Source organism: Clostridioides sp. LIBA-7678 (assembly GCF_056716065.1).
The window spans coordinates 936,375-958,572 of sequence record NZ_CP196987.1 but is presented as its reverse complement, the minus strand read 5'-3'; the positions used below and the strand labels follow the sequence as shown (position 1 = coordinate 958,572).

21 protein-coding genes are annotated in these 22,198 nt (G+C 28.2%); 3 read left to right on the top strand and 18 right to left on the bottom strand.

Translation table 11 applies throughout. The features are described from left to right. Positions 1-188: 188 nt before the first annotated feature. The 11 genes from ACTG46_RS04725 to ACTG46_RS04675 form a co-directional block, all read right to left on the bottom strand. Positions 189-1,517, bottom strand: coding sequence for a 6-phospho-alpha-glucosidase (locus ACTG46_RS04725; RefSeq protein WP_479923694.1), 1,329 nt, complete (start codon positions 1,515-1,517; stop codon positions 189-191). 147 nt (positions 1,518-1,664) lie between these two features. Then, complete coding sequence (locus ACTG46_RS04720) at positions 1,665-1,994, bottom strand: PTS lactose/cellobiose transporter subunit IIA (protein ID WP_054269485.1); 330 nt, start codon at positions 1,992-1,994, stop codon at positions 1,665-1,667. Positions 1,995-2,017: 23 nt separating this feature from the next. Then, complete coding sequence (locus ACTG46_RS04715) at positions 2,018-3,307, bottom strand: PTS sugar transporter subunit IIC (protein WP_054269484.1); 1,290 nt, start codon at positions 3,305-3,307, stop codon at positions 2,018-2,020. 17 nt (positions 3,308-3,324) lie between these two features. Then, positions 3,325-3,651 (bottom strand): PTS sugar transporter subunit IIB, encoded by a 327-nt coding sequence (locus tag ACTG46_RS04710; RefSeq protein WP_054269483.1) that lies wholly within the window; start codon positions 3,649-3,651, stop codon positions 3,325-3,327. A gap of 70 nt (positions 3,652-3,721) precedes the next feature. After that, a complete protein-coding gene (locus ACTG46_RS04705; protein WP_054269482.1) occupies positions 3,722-4,351 on the bottom strand; it encodes a hypothetical protein in 630 nt (209 codons plus the stop codon). Positions 4,352-4,588: 237 nt separating this feature from the next. Further along, entirely contained in the window at positions 4,589-7,198 is a 2,610-nt protein-coding gene (locus tag ACTG46_RS04700) for a sigma 54-interacting transcriptional regulator (RefSeq protein WP_479923693.1), read from the bottom strand. 212 nt (positions 7,199-7,410) lie between these two features. Continuing rightward, entirely contained in the window at positions 7,411-8,355 is a 945-nt protein-coding gene (locus ACTG46_RS04695; RefSeq protein ID WP_407963483.1) for an ABC transporter ATP-binding protein, read from the bottom strand. After that, complete coding sequence (locus ACTG46_RS04690) at positions 8,348-9,373, bottom strand: ABC transporter ATP-binding protein (protein ID WP_479923692.1); 1,026 nt, start codon at positions 9,371-9,373, stop codon at positions 8,348-8,350. Before ACTG46_RS04690 ends, ACTG46_RS04695 begins: the two co-directional genes overlap by 8 nt. A 74-nt stretch (positions 9,374-9,447) precedes the next feature. After that, positions 9,448-11,016: an ABC transporter substrate-binding protein gene (locus tag ACTG46_RS04685; protein ID WP_479923691.1), complete on the bottom strand. Its 1,569-nt coding sequence runs from the start codon at positions 11,014-11,016 to the stop codon at positions 9,448-9,450. A 112-nt stretch (positions 11,017-11,128) separates the two neighbouring features. Continuing rightward, the gene (locus ACTG46_RS04680; protein ID WP_407814820.1) at positions 11,129-12,040 is read right to left on the bottom strand and encodes an ABC transporter permease; all 912 of its coding nucleotides are present in this window, start codon (positions 12,038-12,040) and stop codon (positions 11,129-11,131) included. After that, the gene (locus ACTG46_RS04675; RefSeq protein WP_079740278.1) at positions 12,024-13,010 is read right to left on the bottom strand and encodes an ABC transporter permease; all 987 of its coding nucleotides are present in this window, start codon (positions 13,008-13,010) and stop codon (positions 12,024-12,026) included. Before ACTG46_RS04675 ends, ACTG46_RS04680 begins: the two co-directional genes overlap by 17 nt. A 317-nt stretch (positions 13,011-13,327) precedes the next feature. Here ACTG46_RS04675 and ACTG46_RS04670 point away from each other — a divergent pair, with 317 nt between their 5' ends. Continuing rightward, entirely contained in the window at positions 13,328-13,771 is a 444-nt protein-coding gene (locus ACTG46_RS04670) for a MarR family winged helix-turn-helix transcriptional regulator (protein WP_479923690.1), read from the top strand. A 2-nt stretch (positions 13,772-13,773) separates the two neighbouring features. Further along, a complete protein-coding gene (locus ACTG46_RS04665; RefSeq protein ID WP_054269471.1) occupies positions 13,774-14,172 on the top strand; it encodes an HsmA family protein in 399 nt (132 codons plus the stop codon). A gap of 129 nt (positions 14,173-14,301) precedes the next feature. Here the strand turns inward: ACTG46_RS04665 and ACTG46_RS04660 are convergent, their stop codons facing one another. The 5 genes from ACTG46_RS04660 to ACTG46_RS04640 all read right to left on the bottom strand — a co-directional run bounded on the left by ACTG46_RS04660 (position 14,302) and on the right by ACTG46_RS04640 (position 19,135). Beyond that, entirely contained in the window at positions 14,302-14,526 is a 225-nt protein-coding gene (locus tag ACTG46_RS04660; RefSeq protein ID WP_054269470.1) for a NifU family protein, read from the bottom strand. A gap of 34 nt (positions 14,527-14,560) precedes the next feature. After that, on the bottom strand, positions 14,561-15,928 hold the full coding sequence (locus ACTG46_RS04655) for a M20 family metallopeptidase (RefSeq protein ID WP_479923689.1): 1,368 nt from the start codon (positions 15,926-15,928) through the stop codon (positions 14,561-14,563). An 81-nt stretch (positions 15,929-16,009) separates the two neighbouring features. After that, positions 16,010-17,521: a DUF6179 domain-containing protein gene (locus ACTG46_RS04650; protein WP_479923688.1), complete on the bottom strand. Its 1,512-nt coding sequence runs from the start codon at positions 17,519-17,521 to the stop codon at positions 16,010-16,012. 22 nt (positions 17,522-17,543) lie between these two features. Beyond that, on the bottom strand, positions 17,544-17,978 hold the full coding sequence (locus ACTG46_RS04645; RefSeq protein ID WP_479923687.1) for a DUF6323 family protein: 435 nt from the start codon (positions 17,976-17,978) through the stop codon (positions 17,544-17,546). A 245-nt stretch (positions 17,979-18,223) separates the two neighbouring features. Further along, entirely contained in the window at positions 18,224-19,135 is a 912-nt protein-coding gene (locus tag ACTG46_RS04640; RefSeq protein WP_054269466.1) for a hypothetical protein, read from the bottom strand. A gap of 279 nt (positions 19,136-19,414) precedes the next feature. Here ACTG46_RS04640 and ACTG46_RS04635 point away from each other — a divergent pair, with 279 nt between their 5' ends. After that, positions 19,415-19,768, top strand: a complete 354-nt coding sequence (locus tag ACTG46_RS04635; RefSeq protein ID WP_479923686.1) for a GIY-YIG nuclease family protein — start codon at positions 19,415-19,417, stop codon at positions 19,766-19,768. Between the two features lie 125 nt (positions 19,769-19,893). Here ACTG46_RS04635 and ACTG46_RS04630 read toward each other — a convergent pair whose 3' ends face one another. Beyond that, positions 19,894-20,835 (bottom strand): cell wall-binding repeat-containing protein, encoded by a 942-nt coding sequence (locus ACTG46_RS04630; protein WP_479923685.1) that lies wholly within the window; start codon positions 20,833-20,835, stop codon positions 19,894-19,896. A gap of 99 nt (positions 20,836-20,934) precedes the next feature. Further along, positions 20,935-22,170 (bottom strand): glycosyltransferase family 4 protein, encoded by a 1,236-nt coding sequence (locus ACTG46_RS04625; RefSeq protein WP_479923684.1) that lies wholly within the window; start codon positions 22,168-22,170, stop codon positions 20,935-20,937. Positions 22,171-22,198 lie beyond the last annotated feature (28 nt).

Here is a 22,198-nt window from a genome sequence, read left to right as displayed (position 1 = left end):
TTTTTTAATATTATTATATTTAAAGACAAAGTATAGAATTATTTTAAGTATTTTATAGAAACCTTTATAAAAATAATATGCAATTTGTTATTACTTTAATAGTAAAATTTTTAAATAATAATAAAGGTGAAAGCTTCTAAAGCTAACACCTTTATAAATTAAATATTCTAAAAAACCATATATTATTCTTAGTTAAGTTCTGGCCAATAATTTTTATTTGCTTTTATTAAATCATCTAATAGTTCTTTTGCTACTGTTGCACTTGGAACTGTTTTAGATAGCATAAGTGCTTGCCAAAGTTTATTATATGATTTTTCAATCCAAGCATCAACCACTAACTTTTCAACTGCTAATTGTTGTTCCATTAAGCCCTTTTGAAACGTTGGTATTTTTCCTATTGATAATGGTTCATACCCATCTTTTCCAACTATACATGGAATCTCAACCATCGCATCAGATTGTATATTTTCTATAGCTCCATTATTTTGAACTATTAATAACATACGCTCATGAGTATTAAAAGCTAGAGCTGTAGCTAAATCAACTATAAACTCTGCATGTATTCCTATCTCAAGTCCACTGCCATTAGAATGCCCTTGCTTTTCTATTAATGCACATGAGCTAAATACTTCTTTTTCTCTTCCATTAATTACTTCATTAGCACGAGTGTAATTTACGTCAGAATGATTTACAACATAATCTGGGAATAGATAGTACTTTAAGTAACTACTTGGTATTGTAGTCAAATCTGTTTTTACTATTTCTCTAGTAAATAAATTAGTTTCAAACCAGCTATCCTTCTTATCATTTTTCATTCCTTCTTCACCATTTATAAATCCATACTCTTTTATATGCTCTACTAATTTTAGCAAAAGTTCATTTCCTTCTTTGTCTTTAATTGAAGTATACCAACCAAAATGATTTAATCCAAAATATCTTATATCCATATCTTTTCTAGATTCAAGCCCCGCAATCTTTGCTATACTATGCTCCATACCTATTGGCATGTCACAGATATTTATTACTCTAGAAGTAGGTCTTAACCTTCTAACAGCTTCTGCTATTATGGATGCTGGATTAGAATAATTTAACATCCAGCAATTTGGAGAATACTTTTCCATATAGTCTATATTTTCAAGCACACCTTCTATGGACCTCATTCCATAAGCTATTCCACCTGGTCCACATGTTTCTTGACCAACTATCCCATGTCTTAGAGGTATTTTTTCATCTAATTCTCTCATTTCAAGTTTTCCCACTCTTATATGAGCCAAACAAAAGTCTACATCTGTATAAGCTTCTTCAGGGGATGTTGTTGCTAAATACTCTATAGTAGGGTCCTTTTCTTTTATTAATATTTCACAGGCTTTAGCTACTTTATTTTGTCTTTCTTCATCGTTGTCATACAATTTAATAGCTCTTAATGGTAACCTATCTAGATTATCTAACAACATTAATATGATTTCTGGAGTATATGTACTTCCTCCACCAGCTATTACTACTGAAAACTTCTCCATAACAATTTCTCCTTTTCTATTTAAAAATTTACTATATTTATAAATAACTTTATAAATACTAGTACTTTAAAGCAAAAGGGAGTTCATTTATTAAATTTGCCAAATTAATAAACTATAGCCAAACTTCAAGCACTATTTATATGAAAATTAATTCTTATCATTTCTTGGGTCCATTATTTCAAATATGTCTACAAGCTCAGATACTAAAGAGTGAGCAAACAAAGCATTTGAATAATGGTCTTCAGAATGTACAACTAAAAAATTAGTTCCACTATCTTCACTGTTCATAGCATTTGATAGTAATTCTAAATGATTCTTTGATGCTGTTTGTATTTTTTCTGATGCTGAGTCTAAAAGTTTTTTAGCTTTATCATAGTCACCTTTTTTTATTTCTTTAAGGGACATCATCACATCACTTTTAGCATCTCCCGATTCTGATATTATGCTAAATACTTTTTCTTCTATTTCAGGTATCATATCCTTCTCCTTCTAATGACTAGTTAAAAATCAAAGCTATCGTCACTTAATTCCGTAGCTAATTCTGCATTTTTGTTTAATTCCTCTTTCTCCATTATCTTAAAGAATGGATAATATATCAAGGTCATAAGTATTATACTTGCAAATACTAATACTATAGCCTTCCAGTCTAATGTCATTAAAAAAGCTGCAACTCCTGGAGGCAAAAATCCTGGAGGTTCTGCAATAGGTAATCCTACTAATCCTAATTTTAAAGCCATAAAGTTAAGTGCTCCAACTAGCACAGGTCCAAATACAAATGGTACAAACATATATGGATTCATAACTATTGGTGTTCCAAATATTACTGGCTCATTTATCCCAAATAATGATGGTAATAGCACAACTTTTCCCATACTATTTAGACTCTTACTCTTACTTCTCGACATAAGATATACTAGTCCTAAAGTTATTCCTGACCCAGTTACTTGTAAGAAACCATAGTAAAACCCTATTGTAAACACATGTTTTGGGTCTCCTCCAGCTGCTATTAGTGTCGCATTTTCTGCCATATATGTAGCTGCTATTGGCATCCATATACTTGAAGTTATTGCTGCTCCATGAAGCCCAAAGAACCATAACAATTGAGTTATAAAAAGTATTATAATTACTGCAAAAACATTGTCTAAACTGCTTATAGCTGGTGCTAAGAAATTCATTATAATAGCTGGTAATGGCTGACCTAGTATATTTTTAGTTACTGCTGCTATTGCTGTAAATAACATTATACATACTATCATTGGTGTTAAATTTCTAAAACTTTTATTTACTACACTTGGTACTTCTTTTGGAAATCTAATTACAAGATTTTTATCATTCATAAACTTAGTAATATCAACTACTAAAAGTGCTATTAGTATACTTACAAATAAACCTTGAGCATCTAAATAACTTGTATCTAATGCACCATCTACTATTTGCCCACATACAACAAGTTGTGCTATAACGGCTGTCATACCTATTTCCACATGATTAAGATTATATTTTTTAGCCAATGCTTGAGCTATAAAAAAGGCTGAGTATATAGATAATAAGCTCATAGTAAATTTATTTGGAATAAGTAATGTATCCATATTCTCAGATAATAACGTTTTTACACTTCCTTCAGGTAACATATTATTTAGAGCTACAAATAGCATACTTAAAGAGCCAACAATTATTATTGGGGTGATGCTTATCATGCCTTCTTTTATAGCTTGAAGATGCCTCTGCTTTTCAATCTTTTGTGCTATTGGAAGAAGAAATTTTCTCAAATTATTTTGAAGTGCTTCCATGTTTATCCTCTCCCTAATTATCTATTTTTATATAGCTCGATTGCCGACTTCATAACAGAAGGGGCATCCATACGACCATAATGTTTAGTATCTATTACACCAACTACTATTTTATAATTTTTACAAGCTTCAACTACATCCTCCTCCTTAAATCTAATTTGAGGAGCTACAAGAACTACATCTATATCATTAACTTGAATATATGATTTTAAATTTTCAAATGATGTTGCATCTATATTTATAGTTTTTGTTTTTAACTTTACATGCTCACTGCAAAAACTTTTCATTTTTTCTACAAGTACTCCTGTTGAAGCTCCATTTGCACATACTAATAAAATATTCATAATAAATTCCTCCTGCAATATTTAATTTCTTTTATTTTATAGTTTTATACTTTAATTCTTGCTTTAATTCTTAGTACTGCCAGTGATTAAATTTAAAAGCTGTATCTATAGCTTCTTCTGGCTTATATTCTTCTAATATTTTTAAGTATCTTTCTTTATAATCATTATCTACCTTTTTTTCTGGTATTACTATGCTAGCTTCATTTAAGAAGTGGAATGAATCTCTTCCCATTTCTAATCCTCTATATGTATGTTTATCAAGTGCCACATCCATAATTTCTGGGACTTTACCCATTGCAAATCCTTTTATAATTATATTTTTTAATAAGTCACTTGATCTATCTTTTTCACATGCACAAAGATATCTTATTGCATGTATGAAAAATAAAGGTCTATCTCCATCTGCATATGAATATTCCTTTCTTACTTGATTTAAATTATTTATGATTATTATAGCTGATGGGTCTCCCATTCCTATATCCTCAACTGATATTGTAAGTATTCTTCTCCACAACTTATCTTCTAATTCTGGTGATGATATATATAGTTCATAAGCAAATTCACATGCTTCTTCTACCATATTTCTTCTTATAGCCTTTTGAAATGATGATATTATTTCATCTGCACTAAATCCGTTTCTTGTAGTCATTCTTGCCCATGGGTCATTTGCCTTTTTATCTCTTAATATTTTCTCCTGCATATTATTTACTCCTTTTGATTTAAATTTTAATTCTTTATATTATTTATAAATAATACAAAGCAAGTATTGTGCCAGTTTTTTTAGACACTTCTAAATGCGATTATTTCAATCATATTTATTGCCAATACTTAGATACTTTGTCTAAATTTACTTTTATGTGTCTAATATTAATGTCATTTTAGACTAAAAAAGACTACCAAATAGGTTTTTATACTTATTGGTAATCTTTTTTATTATTTATACATATTCTAATATTAATAATATTTGATAACATTCTTTTTTATTAATTTCTATATTATATTTTTTATCTAATTGAGATAATATATTTTTTATTTTACTTAAGTCCTTATCACAATTAAGTACTTTTTCTTTATCAAGCTGTTCAATTGCTCTAGTATTTCCAATTAATCCATCTACCATGAAAGCCAAATGCATCATAAGCCCAATTACTTTGTCATATTTTTTTTCTACATTAAATATCAAAAATAGCTCATCAGACACAGATTTTATATCCTTAAATATTCTATTATAATTAGAATTTTTTAAAGATGTTCTTAGTCCTTCAACTACATCATCATAACCAATACTTATCTTTATAATATTTTTTAATTTATTTATATTTTCATCTTTATCTATATCTTTTTTGCTGACATAGTCAATCCCTTTAACATTAATTCTTTGTTCATTGATTAATGCTACAACATTACTGCTTTCTTTTAGTTTTGCAATATTTAAACTTAAATCTTTTTCTGTTTTATATGGTACAGATATAATATCTATTCCATCTAAATACCTATTCATTTTTTCTTCTAGTATTTTTCTTGTCTTGTTATCTACACCTTCTGAAACATGCGATGCTATAATAATTGTTTTAGATAAGTTTTCTTTATTTTGAATTTCATTAGCTCCAAAATAGTACTTTCTTGTATTGACAATGGAATTATATACATCATTTAATGATAGTCCCATGTTAGCTTTTTGAACTGCTTCTAACACAGTTAATGTGGTCACCATAGGAACTACTCTTACATCACACTTTTTTTCATTTTTTATAATTTCATCAAAAGAATTTAATGAGCCCATATCTGTAAATAGTAGTATATCTTTATTGTCTATGTTATTAATCAATCTTTTAAAATCTATAATTACTCTTTCATAACTTTTATCCAACTTCATATCAAACGAAATAGCATTACATTCTCCAATAATATCACTAACTGCTTTCACCATACTACTTGCTGTAGTTTCCCCATGCATTGTAACTATGATATTAAAGTTATTCATTATTTTATTTTGTTCATCTTTTTTAGCTTGTACTATAAATAATGTAATATATGCTACAGTTTCTATAGATAAAAATAAATCAAATTCATTCTCAATTATTCCAACTATTTTCAAGGCTGTCCTAAATTCACTTCTATTATTTCTTCTAATTTGATTTAAGTCTATATTGTTTGTAGAATTATTTTTATCTAATACATTTTTTATGTATATTGCCATTGACCTAAATATTGATTCGTTTATATTTATTTCTTCATCTTCCTTAATAATTTGTCTTATTACTTTACACATATTTTTAAATTTAACATCATTAAATAATGAGTTATCTGCTATATTCATTTCTACAGACTCATTAAGATTGGAATTTACTGTATTAATAATGTTCATATTATAGTTAATAATTTCTTCTTCCCCAAATGGTGTAAATAAAAAGAATTCTATTCCATGTGTTATAACTTCATCTGCTTTAATAGACTTATCTCTATAATCATCATTCACTTCATTTATCGACTTATCAAAGTATTTTTTCTCTATATAAATTGGCTCTTTATTGTTTATTTTATATCTTAAGTATCCATTTGCAACAGCTAACTTTATATCATTTTGAAGTTGACCTACATTATTTTTACAATCATAAAGTAGTAATGATTTAATTATTTCCCTATGTACTTTTATAGAAATAGAAATACTTTTTGATTCTTGCTTAAAAAAGTTTTTAACTAATTCCATTCTTTCAATCATGGTTCTATTTCTCAATGAAGGTATTTCTATTTTCATAGGTATTCTTCTATTAAATGTATCTAACAGTGTTGATGTTGGATTTTCTGTAGTAGCACATATTATTAATACCTTGGACTCTCTTTCCTTAGTTGCATCTCCTAACCTTTTAAATGTTCCCTTATCTATAAAAGTAAACAACATCTCTTGACCTTCTGCTGGTAATCTATGAATTTCATCTAAAAATAATATCCCTCCATTTGCAATTTCTAAAAGTCCCTTTCTTGAAGATTCTGCTCCTGTGTAAGCACCTTGTTCCACTCCAAAAACATGTCCCATAAGTAATTGTGGGTTATTTGCATAATCTGCACAGTTAAATGTTATAAAGGGTGCTTTATCTTCTCTAATTCCACTATCTATAGAATAATCATACATGTACCTAGCAATCATACTTTTTCCTACTCCTGTTTCTCCATAGATAATGGTATGGAGTCCATTTGTAGGATAGAGCATTGCAACTTTACATTTTTCTATTATAGGTCTTAAACTTTGCGTTTTACCTATTAAGGTTTCAAAACTATCTTTTTTTATTTTAGTTTCTATTTTTATTTCTTTTTCTATATCAAGCAACTCTTCTTCATTAATACTAACATTTGCAGGAATATAATATACTGGTTTTCCTTTTATCTTTGTAACCATACCTTCATTGAACAATTGGTTCAAATATGTACTTATATTGTTTCTTGCAATTCCAGTTTTTTCTGATAATCGATTAGCTGTAATTCCTTTCCCATTTTCCCTATATAATGCTTTTAAAACTTCCATTACTTTATCTTTTTTATATATCATTACAACCTCCCCCCGCATTTGTAATCTCTTATTAATCTATTCTTAAATTTTATTTTATCTTATGAATAATATATTTTTGTTGTTTTTAATTTTATTATATTTGAAAAATGGGAATAAAAAAACCTATTTTTGGAATGGTTTTAAAATTTATCCAAAAACAGGCTTTTAATTCATAGTTAAAACAACTAGTCATTACTTAGAATGACTTTATACTAAACAACTTTTAAATTTTCTTGATATTTATTTATCTCTGATTTAGAAGAATATACAAAATGACCGTCTGAAACTTCAATCCAACTCAATGACTTCTCATTTGAACAGTCGCATACATTAGAATTATACTCTACTCTATTTCTTGACTTAGCATATTTAGGGTCAGGAATAGGAATCGCAGAAAGTAAAGATTTTGTATATGGATGAATAGGATTATTATATAATTCATTTGAACTTGCTAGTTCCACTAATTTTCCATTATACATAACTCCTATACGGTCACTAATATGTCTCACCATAGATAAATCATGAGCTATAAATAAACAAGTTAAATTCTTTTCTTGTTGTAATTTCTTAAATAAATTTACAATTTGTGCTTGTATAGATACATCTAAAGAAGCTATAGGTTCATCAGCTATTATAAATTCTGGGTCTACTGAAAGAGCTCGTGCTATGCCAATACGCTGTCTTTGTCCACCTGAAAAATCAGAAGGATACTTATTTGCATAACTTCTATCAAGTCCAACTAGATTTAACATCTCATATACTTTATTCATTCTCTCTGTTTTATTTTTACAGACACCTTGAATTTTTAGTGGTTCTGAAATTATATCTGCAATTGTCATACGTGGATTTAATGATGAAGTAGAATCTTGAAAAATAATCTGCATGCTTTTATTTACATCTTTTTTTATAAATTTATACGTTTTTTTATCTGAGATACAATTTCCTTTGTAAATTACTTCTCCACCAGTAGATTCATGTAATCTTATTATAGTTTTGCCAGTTGTGGATTTTCCTGAACCTGACTCTCCTACTAATCCAAATATCTCGCCTTTATATATATCAAAACTTATATCATCAACAGCTTTTACAGTAGTACTTTTATCCAAATGAAAATATTGTTTTAAGTTTTTTATTTCTAGTATTTTTTCTCTATTCATTAGAAATCACCCTTCCACAATTTACTCTAACTGGTATATCTACTTTAGGTGCATCTGGATGCAATAACCAAGTTGCTGCACTATGTGTATCATTAATTTTAAACATTGGTGGTTCTTTTTCATAATCTATTTTAAGAGCATTTTTATTCCTTACTGCAAATGCATCTCCTTTTGGAGGATTCAATAAGTTTGGGGGCATTCCAGGTATATTATATAAATAATCATCCTGTGAATCTAAAGTAGGTAATGAGCCTAACAAACCCCAAGTATATGGATGCCTAGGGTCATAAAATATATCTTCTACTGTTCCAGTTTCTACAATCTTTCCTGCATACATGACTGCTATTCTATTAGCTATAGTTGCAACTACACCTAAATCATGAGTTATAAATATTATTGATAGACCTATCTTATCTTGTAAATCTTTTATTAGGTCAATTATTTGAGCTTGTATAGTTACATCTAGAGCTGTTGTAGGTTCATCAGCAATCAATACTTCTGGATTACAAGCAAGTGCTATAGCTATTACTATACGTTGTCTCATTCCACCAGAAAAATGATGTGGAAATTGTTTAAATCTTTTTTCTGGATTATCTATTCCAACCAATTCAATAAGTTCCAAAGCCCTTTTTTTAGCCTCACTTTTACTTATACCTTGATGAATCACTATAGTTTCTGATATTTGCTTTCCTATTGATATAGTTGGATTAAGAGATGTCATAGGGTCTTGAAATATCATTGATATATTCTTCCCTCTGATAGACTCCATCTCTTTTTCAGAGTTTTTAACCAAGTCATTTGATTTAAGTAAAATTTCTCCATTTTTAATATATCCATTATATGGGAGTATCCTCATCAAACTCTTACATAATACTGATTTCCCACAACCAGATTCTCCAACTATAGCAAGTGTTTCACCTTTTTTTAGATTAAAAGATACATTTCTTACAGCCTGCACTTCTCCTTCTTCTACTTTAAAACTTACAGATAGATTATTAACCTCCAATAAATGTTCCAAAAACCATCAACCCCTATGCTATTCAAACCCTAGGGATGTATTTATATCCCTAAGGTTTCTAATTAATTTAAATGTTATTCAATTGTCCAATCAGCTATGTTCCAGAATATACCTACACCATGATGACCTAGAACTGTCTCAGGTGTCAGCCCTTTGATATTTGGTTTTCCAACATAGATTGCATCTATATAAGCAATAAATGTATAAGGCATATCTTTAGTCATTTCTTCTTGGAATTGTTTATATAATTTTAATTTTTCATCTTTATTTTCTGTTTCTCTTGCTTTTTGAAGTATTTTGTCTATGGCAGGATTAGAGTAAGCACTGTAATTTGCACCTTTATCTGTTCCAAACACTTTATATGTGTGGTCATCTGGGTCAAATGGACTTCCCCAACCGATTAAATGAGCATCTTGATTAGCCCAATCTGTTTCAGTTACAACCACAGCTTTAGCATCCACGCCTATTTCTTTTAACTGTTGCGCACATATTTTAGCCATATCAACTCTAACTTGGTCACTCTCACCTGCTGTTATTTCAAAAGCTAGTTTAGTACCTTCTTTTTCATAAATTCCATCAGAACCTAACTTCCATCCTAGCTTTTCAATTTCTTGTTTAGCTTTTTCTGGATTATATTCAAACTTTTCTATATCAGGGTTGTTATATGGTCCCATTTGTAAAGGTGAATACGCTGGCACACCATGCCCTAATAACACACTATCAACTATTGCTTTTCTATCTATTGCATAACTTAAAGCATTTGGTAATCCTTTAGTTTTTTCATCTTTAAAGAACTTAGAGTTAAAATTGTACAATATACCTCTATAGTCTGCTGTTTTCATTATATTTACTTTAAAGTTCTTTTCATCTTTTTCAAAGTTAGACATGTCTTTAGGAGTTACTTGAGCTAAGTCTAATTCTCCTGATTTCAATTGCATCGCTTTAGCCTTGTCATCTGGAACGATTTTAAATACTACTTTATCTAAACCTGGCTCTTTTACAAAATAATCACTATTTTTAACAAGTGTTATACTTTGACCTTTATCCCATTTTTCAAGTTTAAATGGTCCAGTTCCTATTGGTTTTTGATTAAATTCATCAGTAGTTATGTCTTTACCTTCTAATACATGTTTTGGTAATATTCCTACTGTCAAATAATCAAGCATTGCTGTATTTGGAGCTTTTAAAGTAATTTTTATAGTAGTATCATTAACTACATCAGTTTTTGTTATATCTTCATAATTTGATGCTATTTCAGAAGCATTGTCTGGCTTCATTATAGTTTCTATTGTAAACTTAACATCATTTGCTGTAAATTTCTCTCCATCATGCCACTTAACATCATCTCTTAAATTAAAAGTATATGTATTTGTTGCCTCATCAAATTTCCAGTCCTTTGCTAGACAAGGAACTACTTTGTTGTTTTCATCATGAGCTGTTAATCCATTAAATATTAATGAATTTATTTCTCCATGTTCATATAGTGCAGGATTTATACTTGTATAGTCATTACTTCCATAAACAAGTACCTTTCCATCTTTAGATGTATCTTCTTTTTTATCTTTGTCTCCTCCACTAGAACAACCTGCCATTAGACTAAGTATCATTACTAAACTTAAAACTTTTAACTTCTTTAATTTCATGATGCTCCCCCTTTTGCTTTTTATAAAGTATTTTTCAAAGCTTTGACCCCATTTATTTAAATAGATATTTCAAATACCTCAGTATTTGTTTATTTAGTGCTCAGATGCTGATTTATAAATTACTAGATTTTTTATTATTATTTTTTCTTATATAATTCCCTATATTAGTTATACACACTAATGTAGTAACCAAAAATATACCTGGAATAAGTATAATCCACCATCTATTTGAAAGTAGTGCTTCTTCTGATAAAGATAACATACTTCCCCAAGAAACAATTTCTATTGGAAGACCTATACCTAAAAAACTAAGTGTTGATTCAGTCCCAATAGCTGCACCTATGTTTGTTACAACCATAAACATTATCGATGCTACAAAGTTTGGAAGTAAGTGCTGTTTTAATGTATAGAAGAATCCTCCTCCCATACTTTTAGCTGCTAATATATATTCGCTATTTCTTATTTGTCTAACCTCTGTTCTTACAATCTTAGATATATTCATCCAGCTCGTTATACCTATTACTATAGACATAGATATTGGATTTGAGTTTCCAAGTATAGCCTGTACAAATATTATGATTAATATTGAAGGTATACTAAGTATAATCTCTGTAAACCTCATCATTGCATCATCTACAAGTTCGGATGCTAAACCACTTAGACTGCCATAAATAATTCCTATAGCAGTTGATATTATGGTAGAAAACAATCCTATAAATAAAGATATTTTTCCTCCATACCATATCATAGAATATATATCTCTGCCCATTGAGTCTGTTCCAAATAAAAAAGTTTTATTTGGAGCTAAGTTGGAGCTTACTAAATCCATGTATGTTGGTTCATGTGTCATTATGAAAGATGAAAATACACTTCCAATAACTATAATTGACAAAATTATAATTGATATATATGGTAATTCTTTAATTTTTTCAAATAAGGTTTTCCTTTTTTCTATATGTTCATCTTCTTCTACTAAAATATAATTTTCTCCTACAATTTCAAAATCACTACATTGTGGCTTCATTAGTATCACCTCTATCATATTTCATTCTAGGGTCTATTTTATTGTTTATAATTTGAGCTAACATATTACCAAATACTACTAAAGCCCCTGTTATTAAACATAAAACTAATAACATATTATAATCATGATACTTTGCACTTTCAAAACAAAGAGTTCCTAACCCTGGGTAAGAAAAAACTTTTTCAACTACATAAGTTCCTCCCAATATGTGAGGTATTGAAATGGCCATTATACTGATATACGATGGCATTATATTTCTCAGGCAATGCTTAAAAACAATGGTTCTATTATTTAAACCTTTTGCCTTACATAACAGTACATAATCTTCTCTTATTTCTTCTAGCAATTTATTTCTTATCATATATGTGTAATACCATAAATGACTTAATATAAGTACTGTAAGAGGTAAGATTAGATGTGATATCCTACTTAATATGTTGCTTTCTTCTCCCATTGCATAAGCACCACTGCTTGGAAGTACACTTAAGTTTATACTAAATATAAGTATAAGTACTAAAGCAACCCAAAATGATGGAATACAGTTGGTTATTGTTCCTAGCTTACATATAATTCTATCAATGAGCTTATCTTCATGTAGTGTACAAAATATTCCTAACAATAAGGCTAGCACAAAGGTAAGTATATACCCTGAACCACCTAATATTATGGTATTTATATAGACATCATTTATAACAGAAGTAACATTTTGTTTATATTTAAATGAAATTCCAAATTCTCCTTTTGACGCATCCGAAATCCATTTTATATATTGGCTATATATTGGTTCATCCAAACCAAGTTTTTTCATAGCATTTTCTTTTTCCTGAATGCTCATTCTTTCTACACCATCTCCATAGTAAGAGATTAATGGGTCTCCTGGAGCAAGTCTTGCCATGTAAAAAACAACAAAAGATAATAAAAACATTACTAAAATAAACTGCAACAACTTTTTAAGTATATCCTTTAACAAACCCCTATTCCCCCTTTGTTGCAATAAAAAAAACCACATAAAAGTAAACGTCAAGTAACGTTAAAACCTTCGTGGTTCTATTATCATTAAACAAATTAAATTTTCAATATTTATCTATGAATTAATTTTAGCATCATTTATTAACTGTGTAAACAAACTTTTTAAAAATTGTTAAAATTTCATCAAATTGTTTTATTTATACCTAAAATAAAATTTTTATGCTCTATTTTATAGCGTTTATTATGAAATTATAAATTTTTAGGTTGACTATATTGATAAATTATATTATATTAGTTTCTATGCAAACCATTTAAGAGGTGATTTTATTGAAAACTAATTATGATTGTTTTAGAATAGCTATGCTTTTAAAAGAACTCTATTCTAAAACTATGTACACAGTAGAAGAAAATTTTAAAGAAAATGGATTAACACATCAACAGATTATAGTTATAAAGCTAATAGCTCATAATCAAGAACTTACAATATCACAATTATGTGATGAAATGTCTCTAGCTAAAGGTACAGTTTCAGGTATAATCAGCAGACTAAAACATATTGGCTATATAGAAAAATTCAAAAAATCTGAGGATAAAAGAAATACATATGTTAAGTTCACGAAGACAGGGCTTGAATTTGCAACAAACTTTAAAACTAAAATGCAAGAAAGTTTTAATGATATATTTAAAAACTGTGATGAACAAGAATTAAATGACTTAGTAAAAAATCTTAGAAATATATTAACAAAGATAAAGGAGAGATAATTATGAATTCTAAATTAATACTTGCAATAGTATTTATAACATCAGCATTAATTTTCTACACTATAGGTGTATTTGGAGAAAGAAAGGCTAAAATTTTAAAGAAGAAACATGTAATCATATTTTGGCTTGGTTTGATATTTGATACATTAGGAACCTTTACCATGAGTAACATAGCTAATAGTAACACATTCTATGTAAAATCTGCTTTATCTCAAAGCCTTCATAGTATAACAGGTCTTCTTGCAATCGTGCTTATGCTTTTTCATGCAGGTTGGGCTACTTTTGTTCTATACAAAGATGATGAAGAAAAGAAAAAATTCTTCCATAAGTTTAGTATAGTCGTGTGGGCTATATGGTTAATTCCATACTTTATAGGTATGTTTATTGGCATGGCTGGATAATGGATGTATAATAGAATATTAAAAAAAAGTGTGTAAGAAATTAAATATACACTTACACACTTTTTATACATCACTTTTTAAATAACTTTTTAAATTGATTTATGTACACTTATATATAAAATCTATTTATTAAACACCTAATACTTGAGTTACTCCTGGAACTTCACTAACTAAAACATTTTCAATAATAGCTTTTATTGTCATAGTTGCTCCTGGACATCCACTACATGCACCTTGTAGTTTAACTAAAACTACTCCATTTTCATTTACATCTATAAGCTCTACATCCCCACCATCTCTTTGTAATACTGGTTTTATCTTTTCTTCAAGTACTTTTTCAATTTTTTCTCTCATAATTATTCCCCCCAGAAATATTTTATTATCAAGATTATACCAATGGTTTAAATTTTTGTCCATCCAATGATTTATCAAATTCTATTTTTGCTTTATCAATAATTTCAGTATTCATAAATACATCATAAGCACTACAAGCCAACACTTTAGCTGAATTTATCATAGCAGAAAATCCCATACTTGAACCTGCTGATGAACATGACTGCCATGTATGACTTGCAATTCCAACAGGCCATGCTGCCATTGCAAACTGAGCCACTGGTATAACATAACTTACATCTCCAACATCAGTAGAACCTGCTAGCCCTTTATCTTTATCTCCATCAGCTATCCTCTGATGTATATAACTATCTACAATAGATTTATCATTTTGGAATGATGTTGCTACACCCAGTCTTTCCTCTCTAGTAAGAGTATCACATAATTTTTTTGCAAATTCTTCTTCTTCAGGAGTAGCTTTAGGACAACCAACAAAAACCATATTATTGTAAACTAAATCAGTCAGACATTGATTTGGTATATAATCATATATTCCATCTGTAACTGTATACTCCATTTCAGTTTCTGTCATCATAGCTGCTCCTTGTGCTACTTTTACTAATCTATCAAGAACATGCTCTGCATCCTTTGCTTTTTTACCTCTAATAAAATACCAGCTTTCCGCAAAACCAGGAACTACATTAGGTCTTCCACCACCATTAGTTATAACATAGTGCATTCTTATAGAGTCAATCACATGCTCTCTCAAATAATTTGCTCCAACATTCATAATTTCAACAGCATCAAGTGCACTTCTACCATTATGTGGAGCTTGTGCTGCATGTGCTGTTATTCCTTTAAACTTGAATTTAATAGATAAGTTTGCTAGACTTCCACCTCGCCAAGGTGCATTTATATCAAAAGGATGCCATGTAAATGCACAATCTACATCATCAAAACATCCATTTACACACATGAAAGTCTTTCCTCCACCTTCTTCTTCGGCAGGACAACCAAAATATTTTATTGTTCCATTAAACTTATTTTCTTCTATTAATTTTTTTATAGAAACAACAGCTCCTACCCCTGCTACACCTAATAGATTATGACCACATCCATGACCTGCTTCACCTTCTACCAATGGATTTCTTTCTGTACTTACAGATTGTGATAACTCTGGTAAAGCATCATATTCTCCAAGTATTCCAATCACTGGCTTACCTTTTCCAAAGCTCGCTATAAATCCAGTAGGTAAATTTTCTACTTCTTCAATTTCAAACCCCTTTGATTTTAGGTATTCTTTTTGAATGTTACTTGCATACTTTTCTTCAAAAGCTAGTTCTGGATTTTCCCATATCTTTTTAGACAAATCTATTAGTTCTTCTCTTATTTCTTCAATGTTATTTATGATATACTCTTTCATAATTCCCTCCAGATATATGTATTTTGATATACTTTACAGATTATATTATATACTAACATTCTATTTATTCATAATTTTTTGTTAATTAATTTGTTTCATATATTCTTCTATAGAATGTATCTTACCTTCATTTTGTTTCTTCATAAAATCAATATATTCAATTTTCCATAATGTAGTTTCAGATTTCTTACTTACTAAAAACTCTAATAAATTGATTTCTTTCATTCTTATATCTTCATAAAATACAACACTACCCAATATTGCCAATTCCAATTCGCTTAATTCTGAAAATAACATTAAATACTCTTCTTCAAATAAGCATTCAGCTTCTAGGATATCAATAAAATCTTTTTTTGCATTAATATTTTCCTTTATTATCTTTATTTTTTCAACTATAGATGTACTATCTAATATTTTATTGAATACCTCTCTAAATGATTCATCATCTAATTTACTTTCATCATCAATAATATAATTCTCTAAAGACTCATTTTTACTACTACTTACAGTTATCATACCTTTAAAAATATCATCCCTTATTGACCCCAGCACAGATTCAATAAATATATTTTCATATCTTTTAATATATCTTATCATTACTTCATCTTCTATGTTTAATCTTTTTATCAGCACTTCAATTGCTTTCATAAGTAATGATGTTATCTTTTTATTTTTCCTAATTTCTCTATTAATTTCTTCAAAATCATTATAATTTAAATTATTATCCACCTGAATCAATTCAATTATATTATTTTCTTCATAATCTATAACTTCATCTTCAACATTATTATTGTACATGCTTTTAAATTGTATTTCTAAAAACTCATATTCATATTCTGAAATCTCTAAATTAGTTGGTTCATTGCCTAAAATCGTAGAAAAAATACAATTGTTTATAATAAGTTCAAATAAATTTATAAGTATAACATCACAATCTATTTTATAAGTCATTCCATAATCATAAAATAATTTTTCTCTATCTTTCTTCTTAAATAAATTACAAAACCTATTTTCTATGTCTATACTCTCGATATAATTCTTTACATAATAGATACCTTGAACATCCATATCGTCTAATGCCAATGGATAATCTATACTCACTGGAATGTCATGAGCTTCAAATTTTATAACATAATTTTTAAAGAAACTTGATAATTCTACCAAAGTATCATTATAGGCTATTGAGTTGGTATCTAACTTTCTATTTATCATTAATTCATAAAAACTCTCTAACTCAATTAAATCATTTTCTAATATTTTAATACCTTCTAGATACATGTTTTTTATATTTTTAGCAGTCAGCTCTACAACTCTCTTTTCTAAATTTTCTAGCTTATTTATATATGCATCAATAGCATACCATAATGAAATCAACAACTTTTCAGCAACTTCTGTCCTTACTGATGTACTTTGACCATTTGTATATTTTTTAATCAAATCTATGAGTATTAGAGATATTTCTTGCTGTATGCTATATACTTCTCTTTCGTCTATTAATTTACAATCTAGACATCCCTTAAGCAAAGATATTGAATATTGATTTTTTATTAATTTTTTTTCATTTATATTAATATTGCTTAGATTATTTGACATAGCTACTCTCTCCTATAATATATTAAACTTTTCCAAACTTAAACGCTTTTGCAAATTCATCTGCTTCTCCTCTTACATTATCTAGATTTCCTGAAAATTTTTCATAAAGTTCATCTAGTAGTTCTATAATTTCATCATCACATATCTTATCATCAGTTTCATTTTTTAAATAATAAAAAATTTCTTGCATATCATTAATAGTTTCTAAATAATCGTTTATGTTTGTAAACTGTGATTTGTATATGTTTTCTATCAATTGTTTTGTAGTTTTTATATCTAACTCTATTCTGCCATATCCCTTTAAAGTATAATTTCTTGAAGTTATTATATCTTTTACATCAGATTCTGAAAGTGTTAAGCCATACTCCTTAGATTCTTCATTAGTTTCAAGCAATTCATTCCTTTCTATCTCTTTTAAGCCTTGGTGCATAGAACTCAAAATAATAGATGATATCATTTGAAATTCTCCTTTTTTTATTTTTCTATTGACTTTTTCATATTTTTATGTTATATTTAAATTAGTATAAATTATTTTATTCACTACTTATAATAGTATTATTATAAGTAGGTTTTGTCAATTCAAAATTAACATCTCAATCAAATTTTTCAAAAAAAATACCATCACTCAGATATATAATTTTCTATAACTGCCTTTTTACAGTTATTTATAATTAAACTCTAAACAATGATATCTTTATTAATTTATTTATCTTTTTTAGCTCTACTTCTACTTTTCTTTACATTTGAACAATTTCTACAAGAAGGTGAACAATATTGAGATTTGGAATTTGTAGGAATATAAATTTTACCACAATACTTACATTTATTTAAAGAAGGAGGCTCACTTGTAATTGCAAACGCATATATAGTCTCAATTGCAGTCTTCAAAGAATCAAATTCCCACGCAATAGTTGGTTTATCCAATTGACTTATGGAAAAACCTATCTTTTGAGGATTAAACCCTCCAGACATGATAGTAACACTTTCAGTTAATAGATTGGATGTGTTTTTATATACACAAACTTGATTAAAGTGTCTACACATATCCTTAGCAAAACTTACAATCCAGTCTAATTGTTCAGTATAAAACTTTGAAAATACTAAATCTAAAATTAATGGTCTCTTTCCAAAAAACTTAGGTGACTCTTCTCTTTTTGATACATCTATACCTCTTCTGTATTTCTTAAAATACACATCATCATCACTTGCAAATGGTATAAACATATTTACATATTCATCAGTACTCAATATATTATCCTTTGTAATATAATTCTTTTCAATCATTAGTACTCTTTCTTCTCCAACTATGTCTCTATTATATACACTTGAATAAATTAATCCCAACAATCCATATTTCTTTACAAATTCAAGTACTTCTTTTTTTAATCTCATTTCTTTTGTCTCTTTTGGTATGTCTTGCAATGCTTCTTGTCCTATACAAATTATATCTACTATTATGTCATCTGCGACATCAAACGGATTATACATAGTAAATATAGCATCTTCAGTTGGAGCTATATATAATTCATCTTCTTCAGTAATTTTATATTCATAATCACTATATTTAATCCAGTCACTTGCAAAATTTCCTATTAATTCTATTTTTTTATTCATAATAAGTGTGCCTCCTCTCAATGTAATACTTAATTATAATTTACTATTACATTCTAAGTTTATTCTATAATTTTTACTATGTCAACTATTCTTTTATATTTATATAATATAAAATATATACTAAACTTATCAGGCTAAAATACTTTGTTTATATCAATTAACTCATAATTAAATTTATAAAAACTATTTACATCTGAAATCAATCTCTTTATAATTAACATGTAATATATTTTTATATTTACATATTACAAACAAATTATGAAAAGAGGAATCTAAAACATGGATAGAAAACGTGAATTAAAACAACTATATAAAGAAATGAAATTTGACACTGGAGTATTTATAATAAAAAGCTATATTACCAAGAAGATTTACCTGGGAAAGAGCAATGACATAAAAAGCAAATTTAACTCCCTCAAATTTCAGCTTAGTGCTGGGTCTTGTATGATAAGAGATTTAAATAACGATTGGAAAAAACATGGAGAAAAAGCTTTTACATTCGAAATCTTAGAACTCATAAAACATGATGATAATAAAACTGAAAAAGACTACTTAGAAGAACTAGATATTTTAGAGATGGTTTGGTTGGAAAAGTTAAAAGAAGATAATTCTTATGAAATTTATTCTATATAAAAACTATGTGATATAAGTAAAGAAACGCATTTCTTTTAAATAAAATGCGTTTCTTAAATACCCTATACCACTATAAATAATATACTAATTTTGTAATATATATTCACTTTACTGATAACATTATATTACTTTTTTACAGCATTCAGACACTGCTCTATAATATTCTTATCGCTTATACCTATTGCTGTTACTTTATTAGCTCCCTTTAATATACTCTTATCACTTTTATTTGAAACCAATACAACAGGAACATTTTTTGCAAGTGGTGATGCAACTAGTGTATAAACCAAATCATCTCCACTTGTTACATAAAATTCTTTTGCTCCATTATAGAACTTTTCAATTACATTTTTATTAGTTTGATATCTATCAACACCACCAATTCTAGTTGCTCTATATCTATTCACTATGTAATCGCTTAATGTAGACTCTCCTCCAATAGCATACACTGGAACAGGAGAAACACCAAATAATGGGTCTAAATCTGTATCTTCTTCTGCTGAAGCTATATCCTTTGTCAATATTATAGGAGAACCATCTCTATACGCAACAGATGCAACATTCACTGCATCAGCTTCATCTTTAAATCCATTTACTAAAAACATCTTATCACTACTCTTGATTTTTTCTATTTCACCTGCAATTTTATAACTTGTATCTACTCTATCTACTCCATCAATTCTTATAACTTGCATTCTTCTCATAAGTAACATTTTTTCTACATCTTTACTTATAGTATTCTCTCCACCTATTACATATATCTTAGTAACTCTATTTAATCTTTGCAATGTTGCCTCTGGTATATCATTCTTGTTAGTTAATAAAATGGCTGCATTGTTTACTCCTGCAAGACCACTAGCAGCGATACCATCTACCATCGTAGAATCAGAGTTAATTAAAACTGCTGTTGTAAAATCTTGCTTATCTGAAATAAGCCCAGCTGTCTCATATTTATCTACCCCTTGAATATTTTCAATCTTATCTAGCGCATTTATTGATACTGGAAAACTAGCACTTAATAATAATGCTGAAATACCTAACGCTAATATCTTTTTACTAAACCTCATAAATTACCTCCCTAAAACAAATATAGTTAGTACTAGTATAATATAAAATCACCTAAAAATAGTATAAAAATAGTTACATTTTTTATAAATTAAATAATATTAAATCAAACACATTTCATCCATTAAAATAACTTCATTCATCCTATATACTAAACCATCCCAAGTTTTTTTCGACATATCTATAGATATCCTCTTATTTGAGTCATTTAACAAAGATTGTATTTTAGTATCTATAGAATTATACAGATTATTCTCAAATATATACAACTCTTCCTCTTTTGGTATACCTTCATTCTGCATAAAAGGTAGAGGAACATACTCTATCTTTCCAGAGTTATTAATCTCGCTTCCAATCCATTCTTTAACACCAAGAATATCAGTAGTAATCACATCTGTACCACAAGATAAAGCTTCTAAAACAACAACTGGTAATCCTTCATAAAACGATGGCAACACAAATATCTGTGACCTATTAAATAGTTCAGCTAAGTCTATCTGCTCCAATTTTCCTAGAAAATTCATCTTAAATGGAGACTTGCTTGCAAGTTTAACTATCTCATTATATGATTCGATATCACTTCCAGTACCTGCAAAATTAACTTCTATTAAATCTTCATGATATTTTAATTTAGATATAGCTTTTATAAATGGAATTAGTCCCTTTGATTTGCATATCTTACCTGCAAATACTATTTTTATTTTATCATCTTTTCTTTTATAGTGTTTGTTATAAAATATATCATCATTATAACCACTACCAATTACAACTACTTTACTTTCACTTATGCCAAAAGTCCTTATAATATCATATTTTTGATTTTCATGAAGAGCAAATATTAAGTCCAGTTTCCTAATATTTGATATTATATATTCTTTTTCTGAATCAATAGTATTTAGTTGTCGTAAACAGGTCCCATGACAGATAGACATTACTTTTATATCTTTTACAATCTCTCTAACAAATGCAGTTAAGAGATATAAATGGTGGCATATTATAATATCTGGCTTAAAATCATTCATAACCCTATCTATATTCACTTTAAATTGATGTTTTAATCTGTTTATCATGTCTATATTTAAATCTCTATATCTTGTACTTTCATATGGCATGGAGTCACTCATGCCTACAACAGGAAAATTTAATTCTCCGCAATTATACTTTACTGGATAAAAGCTTACATCATCTGGAAAACAATTTACATCATCATTCACATCTATCCCTGCAATTACAGCTTGCCTGTAACCTACCTTTTCAAAACCTTTTATCATGCCAGATAAGTATATACCACTACCTGTACTATTTGGTTTTTGTGTTATTATATGAAGAATTTTCATTTTTTATCTACCTCCCTTCTAAAATTAG